The organism is Sphingomonas ginsenosidivorax, from assembly GCF_007995065.1.
In the GTDB taxonomy this organism is placed as follows: domain Bacteria; phylum Pseudomonadota; class Alphaproteobacteria; order Sphingomonadales; family Sphingomonadaceae; genus Sphingomonas; species Sphingomonas ginsenosidivorax.
This window is the reverse complement of sequence record NZ_VOQR01000001.1, coordinates 1,616,160-1,630,819: the sequence shown is the minus strand read 5'-3', so window position 1 is coordinate 1,630,819 and position 14,660 is coordinate 1,616,160. Positions and strand designations below refer to the sequence as shown.

The 14,660-nt window shown below is 69.9% G+C and carries 13 protein-coding genes; 5 read left to right on the top strand and 8 right to left on the bottom strand.

All coding sequences use genetic code 11. The features are described from left to right. Positions 1-38: 38 nt before the first annotated feature. Entirely contained in the window at positions 39-641 is a 603-nt protein-coding gene (gene wrbA / locus FSB78_RS07355; RefSeq protein WP_147081400.1) for an NAD(P)H:quinone oxidoreductase, read from the top strand. Positions 642-757: 116 nt separating this feature from the next. Here wrbA and FSB78_RS07350 read toward each other — a convergent pair whose 3' ends face one another. After that, a complete protein-coding gene (locus FSB78_RS07350; RefSeq protein ID WP_147081398.1) occupies positions 758-1,498 on the bottom strand; it encodes a M15 family metallopeptidase in 741 nt (246 codons plus the stop codon). A gap of 46 nt (positions 1,499-1,544) precedes the next feature. Between FSB78_RS07350 and FSB78_RS07345 the strand changes: the two genes are divergently transcribed. Next, the gene (locus FSB78_RS07345; protein WP_147081395.1) at positions 1,545-2,261 is read left to right on the top strand and encodes an RluA family pseudouridine synthase; all 717 of its coding nucleotides are present in this window, start codon (positions 1,545-1,547) and stop codon (positions 2,259-2,261) included. 228 nt (positions 2,262-2,489) lie between these two features. On the opposite strand, the gene arfB is transcribed toward FSB78_RS07345, so the two are convergent. From arfB to FSB78_RS19250, 5 genes are all read right to left on the bottom strand, one after another. Continuing rightward, a complete protein-coding gene (gene arfB, locus FSB78_RS07340) occupies positions 2,490-2,912 on the bottom strand; it encodes an alternative ribosome rescue aminoacyl-tRNA hydrolase ArfB (protein ID WP_147081393.1) in 423 nt (140 codons plus the stop codon). A 50-nt stretch (positions 2,913-2,962) separates the two neighbouring features. Continuing rightward, complete coding sequence (locus FSB78_RS07335; RefSeq protein WP_147081392.1) at positions 2,963-4,102, bottom strand: CaiB/BaiF CoA transferase family protein; 1,140 nt, start codon at positions 4,100-4,102, stop codon at positions 2,963-2,965. Positions 4,103-4,213: 111 nt separating this feature from the next. Further along, on the bottom strand, positions 4,214-5,404 hold the full coding sequence (locus FSB78_RS07330) for an acyl-CoA dehydrogenase (RefSeq protein WP_147081389.1): 1,191 nt from the start codon (positions 5,402-5,404) through the stop codon (positions 4,214-4,216). A gap of 65 nt (positions 5,405-5,469) precedes the next feature. Beyond that, on the bottom strand, positions 5,470-5,796 hold the full coding sequence (locus FSB78_RS07325; protein ID WP_242008107.1) for a hypothetical protein: 327 nt from the start codon (positions 5,794-5,796) through the stop codon (positions 5,470-5,472). Then, on the bottom strand, positions 5,793-5,969 hold the full coding sequence (locus FSB78_RS19250) for a hypothetical protein (protein ID WP_199743132.1): 177 nt from the start codon (positions 5,967-5,969) through the stop codon (positions 5,793-5,795). Before FSB78_RS19250 ends, FSB78_RS07325 begins: the two co-directional genes overlap by 4 nt. 90 nt (positions 5,970-6,059) lie before the next feature. Between FSB78_RS19250 and FSB78_RS07320 the strand changes: the two genes are divergently transcribed. Further along, the gene (locus FSB78_RS07320; protein ID WP_147081388.1) at positions 6,060-6,677 is read left to right on the top strand and encodes a S24 family peptidase; all 618 of its coding nucleotides are present in this window, start codon (positions 6,060-6,062) and stop codon (positions 6,675-6,677) included. Between the two features lie 143 nt (positions 6,678-6,820). On the opposite strand, the gene FSB78_RS07315 is transcribed toward FSB78_RS07320, so the two are convergent. Further along, positions 6,821-7,033: a hypothetical protein gene (locus tag FSB78_RS07315; RefSeq protein WP_147081386.1), complete on the bottom strand. Its 213-nt coding sequence runs from the start codon at positions 7,031-7,033 to the stop codon at positions 6,821-6,823. 142 nt (positions 7,034-7,175) lie between these two features. Between FSB78_RS07315 and FSB78_RS07310 the strand changes: the two genes are divergently transcribed. After that, on the top strand, positions 7,176-9,128 hold the full coding sequence (locus FSB78_RS07310) for an autotransporter assembly complex protein TamA (RefSeq protein ID WP_147081383.1): 1,953 nt from the start codon (positions 7,176-7,178) through the stop codon (positions 9,126-9,128). Continuing rightward, positions 9,125-13,237 (top strand): translocation/assembly module TamB domain-containing protein, encoded by a 4,113-nt coding sequence (locus FSB78_RS07305; protein WP_147081381.1) that lies wholly within the window; start codon positions 9,125-9,127, stop codon positions 13,235-13,237. The genes FSB78_RS07310 and FSB78_RS07305 overlap by 4 nt, the downstream gene beginning before the upstream one ends. Positions 13,238-13,379: 142 nt before the next feature. On the opposite strand, the gene FSB78_RS07300 is transcribed toward FSB78_RS07305, so the two are convergent. Next, positions 13,380-14,609: a cation:proton antiporter gene (locus FSB78_RS07300; RefSeq protein ID WP_147081379.1), complete on the bottom strand. Its 1,230-nt coding sequence runs from the start codon at positions 14,607-14,609 to the stop codon at positions 13,380-13,382. Between the last annotated feature and the right edge of the window lie 51 nt (positions 14,610-14,660).

Genomic DNA, 14,660 nt, shown 5'->3' with positions numbered 1-14,660 from the left:
CGCAAGCGGGAGGGGGTGCAGAAGACAAAGGATACCCCATGACCAAGGTTCTCGTGCTCTATTACTCGTCCTACGGCCATCTCGAGCAGATGGCGGATGCGGTCGCCGAGGGCGCGCGCGCCGGTGGCGCCGAGGTCGATATCCGCCGCGTCGCCGAGACCGCACCGCCCGAGGTCGTCGCTGCCGCGCACTTCAAGACCGACACCGCGCACGAGGTGATCGAGGGCCCCGATGCGCTCAAGGACTATGACGCGATTATCGTCGGTGCGCCGACGCGCTTCGGCCGGATGCCCGCGCAGATGGCGCAGTTCTGGGACACGACCGGTGGGCTGTGGTTCTCGGGCGCACTGGTCGGCAAGGTCGGCGGCGCGTTCACCTCGACCGCGAGCCAGCATGGCGGGCAGGAGACGACGTTGTTCTCGATCCTGACCAACCTGATGCATCATGGGATGACGATCGTCGGGCTTGATTACGGGTTCAAGGGGCAGATGGGCGTCAGCGAAGTCCTCGGCGGGTCGCCGTACGGCGCGACGACGATCGCGGACGGCGACGGTTCGCGCCAGCCGCATGCGGAAGAGCTGGCGGGTGCGCGGTACCAGGGCAAGCGGATCGCCGAGACGGCGGCGAAGCTCGCGGCATAAAATTCCGCGTCATGCTGAACTTGTTTCAGCATCCACCCAGCCACGGGCGATAGCGCTCGCGGATGGGTGGACCCTGAAACGAGTTCAGGGTGACGAAGGACGCGCCGTCGCTGACCCTAGCGGCGGCGCTTTTTTACGTCGATGACCGGCAGCTTGAGGTAGAGCTTCGGGGGTGGCGCGACCTTGATCATGACCGGGTCGATCACCGGGTCGGCCGGATAGAGTTTGCGCGCCCGCGCGAACACGAACCGCGCCCGTGCCGCGCCGGGCGCGCTGGCCGTGGTGCCGACCCAGCGCCAGTGCCAGGGCTCCCATTTGACGTTCTGCTTGTTGCCGCCAGGAAAGCTCTGCTCGAACCCGAACCGGCCTGCGTTGGCGCGCAGCCATTTCGCGGCCGGCGTTGCGGCCATGCACGCCTCGGCATCGGGGCAGCCATTCGACGGGCGCACCGCGAAGTCGAGCGCGAAGCCGGTGGAATGCTCGCTATAGCCCGGCGGCGCGACCGAGATCGCGCGGTCGGCGGCCGAGTCGCTGCCGCGGCAGAACACGCCGCGCTGGCGTTCGATCGAGCGCTGGCACGACATCGCCTTGATCTGGCCCATCACCGCAGGATCGCGCGCGGCGGCGTCGAAGAGGCGGAGGAGGTCGGGGAGGATGTCGCGTCGGACGATGCACGGGTTGCCGACCGAATAGTCCGACGGCAGCGCGACGAGCTCGGTTTCGGCCGCGTCGCCGTAGGGCAGATGGCCGAAGGCGCGGCCGTCGGGGGCGATCGCGGCGCTCTGGCCTTCGCATAACTGGGCTTGGGCAACGGACGGCGCGAGCGTCAGGACGAGGGCTAGTGTGCGGCGCAGCATGCCACGGCTCTGGCATGCGGGCGCCGATGCTGGCAAGGGCGTGCGCATGCATGGTGAACGCGTACTCTTCCTCGACGGCGAGGCCCTTATCATCGACAAGCCCACGGGCCTGCCGGTCGATCCTCCCCGTGATGGCTCGCTCAGCCTCGAGAACCATCTCGAGAGCCTGAAGTTCGGGTTCCAGCGCTGGCCGAAGCCCGTGCACCGGCTCGACCGCGATACCAGCGGCTGCCTGCTGCTGTCGCGCAATCCCAAGGCGCATGCGCGACTGCAGCAGGCGTTCGAACAGGGACTGGTGACGAAGCGCTATGTCGCGCTGCTTGAAGGCGTGCCGGCGGAGGAATCGGGGCGGATCGAGATGGTGCTCGGCAAGGTCAGCACCGCCGAGACCGGCTGGCGGATGGTCGAGGACGTCGACGGCAGCCTGAAGGGCAAGGCGTCGCGGACCGCGTGGCGCGTGCTGTCGGTGAAGGACGGGCGGTCGCTCGTCGAGTTCATGCCCGAGACCGGGCGGACGCATCAGATCCGCGTCCATGCGGCCAGCGGGCTGGGGGCGCCGGTGGTGGGCGACGGGGTCTACGGGACGGCGGACAAGCTGGGCATGATGCTGCATGCGCAGAAGCTGATCGTGCCGCGGGCTGGGAAGCCCGATGTGGTCGGCGAGGCGCCGATGCCGGAGCGGTTCGCGGCGGCTGGGTTCGGGGAGGATCCGGTGGGGGGTTCTACCGAAGTGGTAGATCTTGCCAGTCATTCCCAGGGCTAACCGTTCTCCCGCGAAGGCGGGAGTCCAGGGTAACGGAGGGTAGCGTTCGCGACTCCTGGGCTCCCGCCTTCGCGGGAGAACGGGGGGCGAGTGGTACGTCTCAGGTACTTCCCCGGCGGAGGCCGGGGCCCAGTTGGGAAGGTTGCCGTGATGGCCGCCTGCGTTCGGTTACCTCTGCCCCCAACTGGGCCCCGGCCTTCGCCGGGGAGCGGTTCAGAGGCGGCAGCGTTACTCCCTAACCTTGCCGCGACCCTGTTTTACCGCGGAGCGCTTGACCTTCGAATCGACGCGACGGGTCTGGCTGCCCTTGGTGGGCTTGGTCGGGCGGCGTTTCTTGGGGATGATCGTCGCATCGCGGATCAGCGCGACGAGGCGTTCGCGGACTTCCTGGCGGTTGAGGAGTTGCGAGCGCGAGCCTTCGCTGCGCAGGATCAGCACGCCGTCGCGCGTCAGCCGCGAGCCGGCCAGCACCGCGAGCCGGTCCTTGACCATGTCGGGCAGATTGGGCGAGCCGGCGACGTCGAAGCGCAGGATGACCGCGCTGTCGGTGGTGTTGACGTGCTGGCCGCCGGGGCCGCCGGCGCGCGTCGTCGTCTCGCCGATCTCGCTGTCATCGATCGCGATCGACCGGGTGATCGGAATCCAAACCATCGCGGCGGTCTGTAGCGGGCAATCGCCGTGCTGTGGAGCGGTATCGGCGGTCAGCCGTCGCCGAGCATCGGTGCCGCGCGACCGGTCGCGAGGTCGGCGTCGGAGAAGCGGATCGGGGTGCGCAATCCGGGTACGGTCGATCCGTCGGGGCGAGCGCCGGTGATCGCCATGCCGCGCGCGACGACCTGCGGGTCGGCGAAGGCCTGCGCGACGCTGTTGATCGGGCCGGCGGGCACGCCGACCGCTTCGAGCCTGGCGAGCAGCGTGTCGCGGGGAACCGCGCGCGTCGCCGCCTCGATTCCGGCAGTCAGGATCTCGCGGAATGCGACGCGGCCCGCGTTGGTCGCGAACCGCGGATCGTCGCGCAACGCGTCCTGACCGAGCGCGTCGCAGAAGCGGCGGAACTGCGGGTCGTTGCCGACCGCGAGGATGAACCAGCCATCGGCGCAGGGGAAGACGGCGTAGGGGGCGATGTTGGCATGCGCGTTGCCGACGCGGGTGGGCGACACGCCGCTCGCGAACCAGTTCATCGCCTGGTTGGCGAGCACGCCGGTCATGGTGTCGAGCAGCGCCATGTCGATCTGCTGCCCGCGGCCGGTGCGCTCCCGCATCGCCAGCGCGGCCTGGATCGCGATCACCGCGTACAGCCCGGTCATGATGTCGGCGAAGGCGACGCCGATCTTCTGCGGCGCGTGCTCGGGCTCGCCGGTGAGGTCCATGATCCCGCTCATGCCCTGGACGATGAAGTCGTAGCCTGCGCGCGCGGCGTAGGGCCCGTCCTGGCCGAACCCGGTAATCGAGCAATAGACGAGCCGCGGGTTGAGCGCGGAGAGGCTGGCGTAATCGAGCCCGTAGCGCGCGAGGCCGCCGACCTTGAAATTCTCGATCACGACATCGGCATCGGCGACGAGCGCGCGGACCGTGGCCTGCCCATGGGGCGTGGCGAAGTCGGCGACGACCGAGCGCTTGCCGCGGTTGGCGGCGTGGAAATAGGCGGCGTCGCGGCTGCCGTCGGGGTTGTCGATGAACGGCGGGCCCCAGCGGCGGGTGTCGTCGCCTTCGGAGGATTCGACCTTGATCACCTCGGCGCCGAGGTCGGCGAGGACCTGACCCGCCCAGGGGCCGGCGAGGATGCGGGCGAGTTCGACGACCTTGAGGCCGGCTAGGGGGGTGGGTTTGGCTTCCGCCACTTTATGCGTCACCCCAGCGCAGGCTGGGGTCTCCCGCGGCAAGGGCGCGCTCAATTACCGGGAGACCCCAGCCTTCGCTGGGGTGACGCGTGTGTGGGCGGGGGTGGCGCACTAGAACGCAGCGATCCCCGTGATCGCGCGGCCGAGGATCAGCGCGTGGACATCGTGGGCGCCCTCGTAGGTGTTCACCGTCTCGAGGTTCATCATGTGGCGCATGACGTGATATTCGCCCGAGATGCCGTTGCCGCCGTGCATGTCGCGGCTCATCCTCGCGATATCGAGCGCCTTGCCGACATTGTTGCGCTTGACGAGGCTGACCATTTCAGGCGCGAAGCGGCCTTCGTCCATGAGGCGGCCGACGCGCAAGCTCGCCTGCAGGCCGAGCGCGATCTCGGTCTCCATGTCGGCGAGCTTCTTCTGGTAGAGCTGCCGTCCGGCGAGCGGGGTGCCGAACTGGTTGCGGTCGAGGCCGTACTGACGCGCGGCATGGAAGCAGAATTCCGCGGCGCCGAGCGCGCCCCAGCTAATCCCGTAGCGCGCGCGGTTGAGGCAGCCGAACGGACCCTTCAGGCCCTGCACGTCGGGGAGCAGCGCGTCGTCGCCGACCTCGACCTCGTCCATCATGATCATGCCGGTGATCGAGGCGCGAAGCGACAGCTTGCCCTCGATCTTGGGCGTTTCCAGGCCCTTCATGCCGCGTTCGAGCACGAAGCCGCGGATCGCATCGTCATGCGCGTCGGATTTCGCCCAGACGACGAAGACGTCGGCGATCGGGGAGTTGCTGATCCATGTCTTGGCGCCCGAGATCACGTAGCCGCCATCGACCTTCTTCGCGCGCGTGGTCATCCCGCCGGGGTCGGACCCGGCGTCGGGCTCGGTCAGGCCGAAGCAGCCGATGAACTCGCCGCTGGCGAGTTTCGGCAGGTATCTGCGCTTCTGTGCCTCCGACCCATAGGCGTAGATCGGGTACATCACGAGGCTGGACTGGACGCTCATCATCGAGCGGTAGCCGGAGTCGATCCGCTCGACCTCACGCGCGACCAGGCCGTACGCGACATAGGACGCCCCGACGCCGCCATAGTCCTCGGGGATGGTCGGCCCGAGCAGGCCGAGTTCGCCCATCTCGCGGAAAATCGCAGGGTCGGTATGTTCGTGCTGGAACGCGTCGACGATCCGCGGGGCTAGCTTGTCGTCCGCATAGGCGCGGGCGGAGTCGCGGATCATCCGCTCGTCCTCGCTCAGCTGGTCGTCGAGCAGGAACGGGTCCGCCCAGTCGAACTTCGCCATGCCAGATCCGGTCATCATCGTCTCCTTCGTACCGCTCAATGCGCGGCACGAAGGGGGAAAGTCCACCCCCTAGCGGCGGATCACGTCTCTTCGAGCGTCAGGACGGAAAGCGTCGCATGCAGCTCGCCGGCGACCGGTTCGATCGCATCGACCGACAGGTCGGCGACGATGTGGCCGCGGAGCGCGAACGGCGCCTCGGGGAGCGCGGCGAGCCACGATCGAACGACGGGTATGGCGGGGGCAGCGATCCGCACGACGTGCTGCGTCCCCACGAAGGTGGCGCTGGCCCAGGGCTGGTCCGCGCGCGAATCGACCCGAAGGCCGAACGCTGCGCCCATCGTCCGCAATGCGCGGACCAGCGCTGTCCCGGCGTCGCGGTCGCGCGTCAAAGCGGTCCGCGGGATCATGCCGCGCCGCCGTCGATGAACGCTTCGATCCGCGCGACGATCGTCCGGCCGGGCTGGCGGCCGCGCTTGAGGTCGTGGACCAGCCGCGGATCGTTGACCGCGAGGCGGCCGAACTTGCTGACCGGCATGCCCGTCCTGCGCAGATAGCGGTCGATCTTGATCAGAACGGACATGGCTTGCTCCCTTCGGTTTCCTAATTTAGTTCTGGATCTGTTCCCTGATTTCCAACATGTCTAGGAAATTTCCTACGGTAGTGAGGTGTCGTGTCCGTTTCCGATCCAAGAGCCGCGCTGGCAGGGCTGGCGACCGATCGCGGAGACAGCCTGGCGGCGTTGTCGGCGATGCTCGGGCGCAACGCGGCGTATCTGCAGCAGTTCGTCCGGCGGGGTACGCCGCGGGTGCTCGCCGAGCGCGACCGGCGGGTACTGGCGGCGTATTTCGGGGTCGCCGAGACGGTACTGGGCGCGGTCGAGCGGCCGTCCGCGTTCCGGCTGCCACGGATCGATATCGCGGCGTCAGCCGGACCCGGCGCGCTGGTCGATGGCGAGATCGTGCTGGGGACGGACATGATCGACCCCGCGCTCGCGCGGCGGCTGGGGCTTCGCGAGGGGCAGGCGGCGATCATCCGGGTGCGGGGCGATTCGATGGCGCCGGGGCTGCTCGACGGCGATCACATCGTCGTCGACACCGCGGACCGGCGCCCGGGCGCGCGCGGCGGTGTGTTCGTGGTCCGGATCGACGCGGCGATGATGGTGAAGCGTGTCGTGCCGGGGGCGGACGGGCTGATGGTCAGCAGCGACAATCCGGCCGCGGCGGCGGTGCCGGCCGGGGCGGTGGACGTCGTCGGGCGAGTGGTGTGGCAGATGCGGGAGCCGCGGTAGGGGGCTGTGCACGAAAATGCCCCCACCCCGGCGAAGGCCGGGGCCCAATTGGGGGACGATCGTTACTGCGGATCGCGCTCCCTTACTCCGACCTTCCCATTTGGGCCCCGGCCTCCGCCGGGGTGGTGGTGGTCAGGGTGGGCTCAGCGGCGGTCGCGGAGCCAGACGAGGATCGCGACGACGACGCCGACCGCGGTGCCGATCAGGAATCCGGGCGTCGCCTGGCCGACCGCGAAGCCGATCGCGGCGCCGCCGATCATGCCGAGCGCGATGAGCGCACCGCCGGCGGCGTTCGGACGGGGATCGGCGGGACGGGGATCGGCGGGACGGGGATCGGTGGGGCGGGGATCGGCCATGCCGTGCCAATGCCACCCCGGGCGCGCGGATGCCAGCGTCGTCGTCGGCCTGCGCGACTTATCGCCGGAATGACGCGAACGCGCGGCCGAGTCGCGCGCATAGGCCCTGTCGCACCCGGCAAAGCGCGGCTAGGACACCGGCATGGTGTTTCGCGTTCGGCGTGCCGGCTTTTGCGCGGCCACAGCCCTGCTGGCTGTCGTCGCGAGCAATCGGTCGGTGGCGCAGGTCGCGCCGGGTGCGCCCGAGCCGATGCCGTCGCTCGACCCGAACGCGCCGCTGGCGCCGCTGCCCGATATCGGCGTCGCGTGGCCGGACCTTGCCGCCACGCCCGACGATCCCGCGACCATCGCGACGACGACCGATGCCGAGTCCGCACGGCGCTATGCCTGGCGGGTCGACGGGATCGACGATATTGCGAGCACGCTGTTGCGGCCCCGCTTCGACCAGTTGTCGACGCTCGCCGCGAACGACCGCAAGCCCGCCAATGCGGCTCAGCTCGACCGGCGCGCGCGCGAGGATGCGGCGCTGCTCAACAGCCTGTTGCGCGCGGAAGGCTATTACGACGCCGCCGTGACCACGCGCGTCGAGGGCGGCGCGAAGCCGCTGGTGGTGATCGCGGCGGTGCCGGGGACGCTGTACCGGTTCAAGGGCGTGACCATCGACGGGATCGCCGCGGCGGGCGACAAGGCGCCCGCGCTCGCCGGCGCGTTCGGCGTGAAGGCCGAGGACCCGGTCAATTCGGACGCGATCGTCGCGGGCGAGGCCAAGCTGACGTCGCAGATCGGGCGCGAGGGCTTTCCGTTCGCGACCGTGGGCGATTCGGCGATCGTGGTCGACCATGCGACGCGGACCGCGACGCTCGACCTCAGCGTGCAGCCGGGCGGCGCGCGGCGGTTCGGGCAGGTGGTCGCGCTGCCGGGGAACCGAGTGTTCGACGCGCATCACGTCGAGGAGATCGCGCGGTTTTCGCCCGGCCAGCCCTATGACGCGGCGAAGATCGACGACCTGCGCCGCGCGTTGATCCAGACCAGCCTGGTCTCGGCGGTAACGGTGAAGCCGGTGCCGGGCGCGACGCCCGACGTGGTCGACATCGCGGTCAAGCTCGACCCCGCGCCGCCGCATACCGTCGCGGGCGAGCTCGGCTACGGCACCGGCGAGGGCGCGCGCGCGGAGCTCAGCTGGACGCACCGCAATTTGTTCCCGCCCGAGGGGGCGCTGACGCTCAGGTCGGTGCTGGGGACGCGCGAGCAATTGGGCTCGGTCGTGTTCCGGCGGAGCAACTTCCACGCGCGCGACCGGGTGCTGACCGCACAGGTGTCGGCGGCGCATACCAACCGCGACGCCTATGACGCGCGGACCTTCACGCTGTCGGGCAGCCTGGAGAAGCAGACCAACATCTTCTTCCAGAAGACCTGGACCTGGTCGCTGGGCGGCGAGCTGGTGGCGTCGGACGAGCGCGACGTGCTGCTGTCGACCGGGCTGCCGCGGCGGCGGACCTTCTTCATCGGCGCGTTGCCGACGAGCCTCAACTATGACGGGTCGGACGACCTGCTCAACCCGACGCGCGGGTTCCGGCTGGGCGGGCGGCTCAGTCCCGAAGTGTCGCTGCAGGGGTCGGTGTTCGGCTATGCGCGTACGCAGGTCGATGCCAGCGTCTATCGCACCGTCGCGGACGGGGTGGTGCTGGCGGCGCGCACGCGGCTGGGGACGATCGTCGGCGCGCCGCGCGACCAGGTCGCACCGTCGCGGCGCTTCTATGCGGGCGGCGGCGCGTCGGTGCGCGGCTATGGCTATCAGGCGATCGGGCCGCGCGATCCTAACAACGACCCGATCGGCGGGCGCAGCCTGACCGAGTTCGCGGTCGAGGCGCGCGTCAAGGCATTCGGCAATTTCGGGATCGTGCCGTTCCTCGACGCGGGCAACATATACACCTCGCCGCTGCCGAAATTCACCGGGCTGCAGTACGGCGCGGGGCTGGGGGTTCGCTATTATTCGAACTTCGGGCCGATCCGCCTCGACGTCGGCACGCCGCTCAACCCGCGTGCGGGCGACAGCCGGATCGCGGTGTACGTGTCGCTGGGGCAGGCGTTTTGAGGTGGTGGCGGTGGATCGTCGGGGCAGTAGTCGCGCTGTTCGCGATCCTGGGCGCCGCTTTGCTCGTTGTCGATACCGACATCGGGCACCGCTACGTCGCGGATCGCATCGCGGCGATCCGGACCGCGAACGGCCTGCGCTTCGCGGTGGGGCGGATCGACGGGTCGCTCTATGGCGATACGCGGCTGGTCGATCTGCGGGTGTACGACCTCGACGGGCTGGTGTTCCAGGCGCCGCAGGTCGAGCTCGACTGGTCGCCGTTCAAATGGCTGTCGAACCGGCTGGAGATCCGGCGGCTGGCAATCGCGCGTGCGACCCTTCTCCATACCCCGCGTACGAGGCCGTCAAAGCAGCGCGGGCCGATCCTGCCGGATTTCGATATCCGGATCGGACGGCTCGCGGTCGACCGGCTGACGCTGGCGAAGCCGGTGCTCGGCACGCCGCGGGTCGGTCGCTTGCAGGGGCAGGCGGATATCCGGTCGGGCCGCGCACTGGTCACGCTCGACGCGCTGGTCGCGGGCAGCGACCGGCTGGCGCTCAGGATCGATGCCGAGCCGACGCGCGACGTCTTCGACATCGACGTGTCCGCACGCGGTGCGGCAAACGGCGTACTCGCGCGGATGATCAAGGCGCGAGGGCCGGTATCGCTCGACGTCACCGGCGACGGCAACTGGGCGCGCTGGCGGGGGACCGCGGACGGATCGGTCGGGCGGACAAGGATCGTCGACCTCGCGCTCGCGCAGGAGGCGGGACGCTATACGCTGTCGGGTGTGATGGCGCCGTCGTCGCTGCTGGGCGGAAAGCTGCAGCGACTGACCGCGCCGCGCGTGCTGGTGAACGGCGCGGCGACGTTCGAGCGCCGCCGGCTCGACGGGCGGCTGTCGCTGCGCACGCCTGCGCTGGCGGTGGACACGACGGGCGGGATCGATCTGGGCACCAACGCCTATCGCAACGTGCGGATCAAGGCGCGGCTGTTGCAGCCGCCCGCGTTGTTCGGCAACATGACGGGCAATGCGGTCGAGCTGCGCGCGATCCTCGACGGCGCGTTCGCGACCGCGGCGTTCGACTACCGGATCGACGCGAGCCGCTTCGCCTTCGACCAGACCGGGTTCGAGAATGCGCATGCGGCGGGCAAGGGGCGGTTGTCGGCAGCGCCGGTGACGGTGCCGATCCGCTTCACCGCGGCGCGCGTGACCGGGGTCGGCGACGTCGCAGGCGGGATCCTGCGCAACCTGTCGGTCGAGGGCAAGCTGTCGGTGACCGCACAGACGCTGATCGGCAACGATCTGCTGATGCGGTCGGACAAGCTGAGCGGGCGGATCAACCTCCAGCTCGATCTGAAGACCGGGCAGTTCGAGGTTGGCGTCAACGGCGCGCTCGGGCGGTACCTGATCCCCGGGCTCGGCATCGTCGACGTCAAGTCGGTGCTGCGCGTGGTGCCGGGGCCGGGCGGCAAGGGCACCCGGATCGTCGGGCAGGGCAGCGCGCAGATGGTGCGGCTCGACAACGCGTTCTTCCGCAGCCTGGCGGGGGGGCTGCCACGCGTCACCACCAATATAGAACGCACGCCCGACGGGATCCTGCACTTCACGAACCTCGTGCTGACCGCGCCGCAGATCCGGCTGGCGGGGAACGGCTACAGGCGGCGCGACGGGACGTTCCATTTCGAGGGCGGCGGGCGGCAGCAGAGCTATGGCCCGGTGACGCTGGTGCTCGACGGGAAGATCGACAAGCCGACGCTCGACCTGGTCTTCGCCGCGCCCAACGCGACGCTGGGGCTGAAGGGCGTGCGTGCACATCTCGATCCGACCGCGCAAGGGTATGCCTTCACCGCCGCGGGGGGATCGCGGCTCGGGCCGTTCACCGCGAACGGCGCGATCCTGTTGCCGCCGGGCCAGCCCGCGACGATCCAGATCGCCACGCTGAACGTCAGCGGGACGCGCGCCTCGGGGAGCCTGGCGGTAGTCGATGGCGGCTTTACCGGACGGCTCGCGGTCGGCGGGGGCGGGCTTGCCGGCGAGCTGCTGTTCCGGCCTGTCGGCGATATCCAGCGCGTCGAGGCGCATCTCGACGCGACCGCGGCGACGCTCGCCGGCGTGACGCTGCGGCAGGGGCATCTCGACCTCGTCACGTTGCTCCATCCGGCTGGCACGTCGGTCGAGGCGACCGCGACCGGACGCGGGCTGAGGCGCGGGACGCTCAGTCTGGCGCGATTCAGCGTCAGTGCGCGGCTGCGCGGCGGGGTCGGTGAGATTCGCGCGTCGATCGCGGGATCACGCGGGCGGGCGTTCGATATCCAGAGCGTCACGCAGGTGACCGCCGACAGCTACGGCATCGCCGCGCAGGGGACGCTCGACCGCCGGCCGCTGAAGCTGCTCACGCCTGCGGTCGTCACGCGCGACGGCGACGGGTGGCGTCTCGCGCCGACGCGGCTCAGCTTCGCGGGCGGCGAGGCGCAGGTCGGCGGGCGGTTCACCGACGCGACCACCGCGATCGACGCGACGCTGACCCGGATGCCGCTGGCGATCCTCGACATCGGCTATCCCGGGCTCGGGCTCGGTGGGACCGCGTCGGGCAGCTTCGACGTCGCGACCCATGACGGCGCCGCGCCGACGGGCAAGGCGAACCTGACTATCCGCGGGCTCAGCCGTGCGGGGCTGGTGCTCTCGTCGCGGCCGGTCGATGTCGGGGTGGCGGCGGTGTTGTCCCCCGACAAGCTGGGCGTTCGCGCGGTGATCGCGTCGGGCGGCAAGACGATCGGGCGCGCGCAGGCACAGCTGGCGCCGCTCGGTGCAGGCGACCTGTCGAGCCGGATCAGCAACGCGCGGCTGTTCGCGCAGCTGCGTTATAGCGGGCCGGCGGATACCTTGTGGCGGCTGACGGGAGTCGAGCTGTTCGACCTGTCGGGCCCGGTCGCGATCGGCGCCGACGTGACGGGCAGCGTCGCGAACCCCGTGATCCGCGGCGTTGTGCAGGCGAGCGGCGCGCGGATCGAGAGCGCGACGACGGGCACGGTACTGACCAACGTCCAGGCGAGCGGACGGTTCGGCGGGTCGCGCCTCGTGATCGATCGCTTCGCCGCCGATGCGGGCAAGGGTGGGCGCGTGAGCGGAGCCGGGCAGTTCGACTTCGCCGCCGCGCATGGTCTCGGCCTCGACCTGCGGTTGCAGGCAGACCATGCGGTGATGATCGACCGCGATGATATCGGCGCGACGGTGAGCGGGCCGCTGACCTTCACCTCGGACGGATCGGGCGGGAAGATCGCGGGCGAGGTCGTGCTCGACAGGAGCCGCTACCGGCTGGGCCAGGCGACCGCGGCGAGCGCGGTGCCGCAGCTCAACATCCGCGAGATCAACCTGCCCGACGGCGACGACGAGGTCGCACGGCCAACCGCGCCCTGGACGCTGGCGATCCACGCGCGGGCGCCGAACCAGGTGCTCGTCAGCGGATTGGGACTGACGAGCGAATGGTCGGCGAACCTGCAGATCGCGGGGCAGCCCGAGAATCCGGCGATCACCGGGCGCGCGACGCTGATCCGCGGCGACTATGAGTTTGCCGGACGGCAGTTCGAACTGGCGCGCGGGATCATCCGCTTTGCCGGCGAGGTACCGGCGAACCCGGCGCTGGATATCGAGGCGAACGCGGATTCGACCGGGCTCAATGCGTCGATCCGCGTGACGGGCTATGCGCTGAAGCCCGAGATCGGCTTCACGAGCACGCCGGCGCTTCCCGAGGACGAATTGCTGTCGCGGTTGTTGTTCGGGACGTCGATCACCAATCTGTCCGCGCCCGAGGCGCTGCAACTGGCGGCGGCGGTAGCGGCGTTGCAGAGCGGCGGCAACGGGCTGAACCCGATCAACGCGGTGCGCCGTGCGGCGGGTCTCGACCGGCTGCGCATCCTGCCGGCGGACCCGCAGACCGGGCAAGGCACGTCGATCGCGGCGGGCAAATATGTGACGCGGCGGCTGTATGCGGAGATCGTCACCGACGGGCAGGGCTATAGCGCGACGCAGGTCGAGTTCCAGGTGACGCGCTGGCTATCCTTGTTGTCGAGCATCTCGACGCTCGGGCGGCAGAGCGCGAACGTGCGGGTGTCCAAGGATTATTGAGGCTTCTGATCCTCCCCCGCCAGGGGGAGGTGGCGCCGTAGGCGTCGGAGGGGGAGGACACGGAACGGGCGTTATCCTGTCCGCCCCCTCCGTCAGGCTGCGCCTGCCACCCCCCCCTGGCGGGGGAGGATCCGGCTAGGCCTCAATGGTGCGGCTTCTCGCGTAGCGCGTCGGCCTTGGCCATCAGCGGGGTCGATGAGACGCCGTGGATCAGGATCGAGCCGAGCACGGTCGTCCCCGCGATCGCCCAGACCTGCGGGCTCTCGGCGAAGTCGCCGCGGTTGAACGCGTATTGCAGGTAGAACAGCGTCCCGATCCCGCGGATGCCGAAGAAGCCGATCAGTCGCTTGGACGGACCCTTCGCGGTCGAGCTGATGAAGCCGAGCAAGGTCGCGACCGGGCGGAAGACGAGGATGATCGCGGCGGCCAGCGCGGCGCCGCCCCAGGTCAGCGGCGCGAGCAGGCCGCGGCCGATAGCCCAGCCGAGGATCAGCATCACGACGACCAGCAGCAGCCGCTCGATCTGGCCCGAGAACTCCGCCATCGCGCTGTGGAAGTCGTCGTCGGGCCGGGTCGAGCGGATCGTCAGCGCGGCGACGAACACCGCGACGAAACCGTTGCCATGGATCAGCGTCGTAAACCCGTAGACGAACAGGGTGACGCCGATCGCGATCAGCCCGTCGCCGGTGTCCGACAGCTTCCAGGCGGGCAGGCGGAACATCAGATAGCCCGCGACCCAGCCGACCGCGATGCCGATCGCGGTGCCGATCGCGAGGTCGCCGAACAGGTCGACCATCGCCCAATGGCCCCAGTCGAGGTCGTGCGTCTGGATCGCGAGCGCGAGCAGGATGAAGGGGAAGGCAAGGCCGTCGTTGAGCCCGGCTTCCGAGGTCAGCGCGAACCGGGTCTCGCCGTCCTCGCCGCTGGCGGGCGGGCCGGTCTGGACGTCGGCCGCCAGTACCGGATCGGTGGGGGCAAGCGCACCGGCGAGCAGCAGCGCGGCGGCGACGCTGAGGCCGATCGCATAGTGCGCGACCGCGAAGATCGGCAGCATCGTCAGCGGCATCACGAACAGCAGCAACCGCCACGTCGATCCCCAGCGCCGCCAGCCGAACCGCCGGTCGAGCCGCAATCCCGCGCCCATCAGCGCGATCAGCACGACGGTTTCGTTGAGTTCCTCGAGGATCCGGTTGTGGCTGAGCGCGTCGGGATTGGTGCGCAGCCACGGGGTCAGCGAGAGCAACGCGCCGAGCCCCAGGCAGACGATCGGCAGAGACAGCGGCAGCCGCTTGAGCAGCAGCGGCAGCCAGGCACCGATCAGGATCATGGTGCCGAGGCCGAGCAGCAGCGATTCGTGGGACAGGTCGATCATTACGCGCTCAACGCGCGTCAGCGCGGATCGGACCGGCCCCCGTCTTCTGGT

Excerpts from the sequence above, each read along its gene's own strand:
- wrbA (WP_147081400.1), top strand. The coding sequence starts at position 39 with ATGACCAAGGTTCTCGTGCTCTATTACTCGTCCTACGGCCATCTCGAG.
- FSB78_RS07350 (WP_147081398.1), bottom strand. The coding sequence starts at position 1,498 with ATGCTGCGCCGCACACTAGCCCTCGTCCTGACGCTCGCGCCGTCCGTT.
- FSB78_RS07345 (WP_147081395.1), top strand. The coding sequence starts at position 1,545 with ATGCATGGTGAACGCGTACTCTTCCTCGACGGCGAGGCCCTTATCATC.
- arfB (WP_147081393.1), bottom strand. The coding sequence starts at position 2,912 with ATGGTTTGGATTCCGATCACCCGGTCGATCGCGATCGATGACAGCGAG.
- FSB78_RS07330 (WP_147081389.1), bottom strand. The coding sequence starts at position 5,404 with ATGACCGGATCTGGCATGGCGAAGTTCGACTGGGCGGACCCGTTCCTG.
- FSB78_RS07325 (WP_242008107.1), bottom strand. The coding sequence starts at position 5,796 with ATGATCCCGCGGACCGCTTTGACGCGCGACCGCGACGCCGGGACAGCG.
- FSB78_RS19250 (WP_199743132.1), bottom strand. The coding sequence starts at position 5,969 with ATGTCCGTTCTGATCAAGATCGACCGCTATCTGCGCAGGACGGGCATG.
- FSB78_RS07315 (WP_147081386.1), bottom strand. The coding sequence starts at position 7,033 with ATGGCCGATCCCCGCCCCACCGATCCCCGTCCCGCCGATCCCCGTCCC.
- FSB78_RS07310 (WP_147081383.1), top strand. The coding sequence starts at position 7,176 with ATGGTGTTTCGCGTTCGGCGTGCCGGCTTTTGCGCGGCCACAGCCCTG.
- FSB78_RS07300 (WP_147081379.1), bottom strand. The coding sequence starts at position 14,609 with ATGATCGACCTGTCCCACGAATCGCTGCTGCTCGGCCTCGGCACCATG.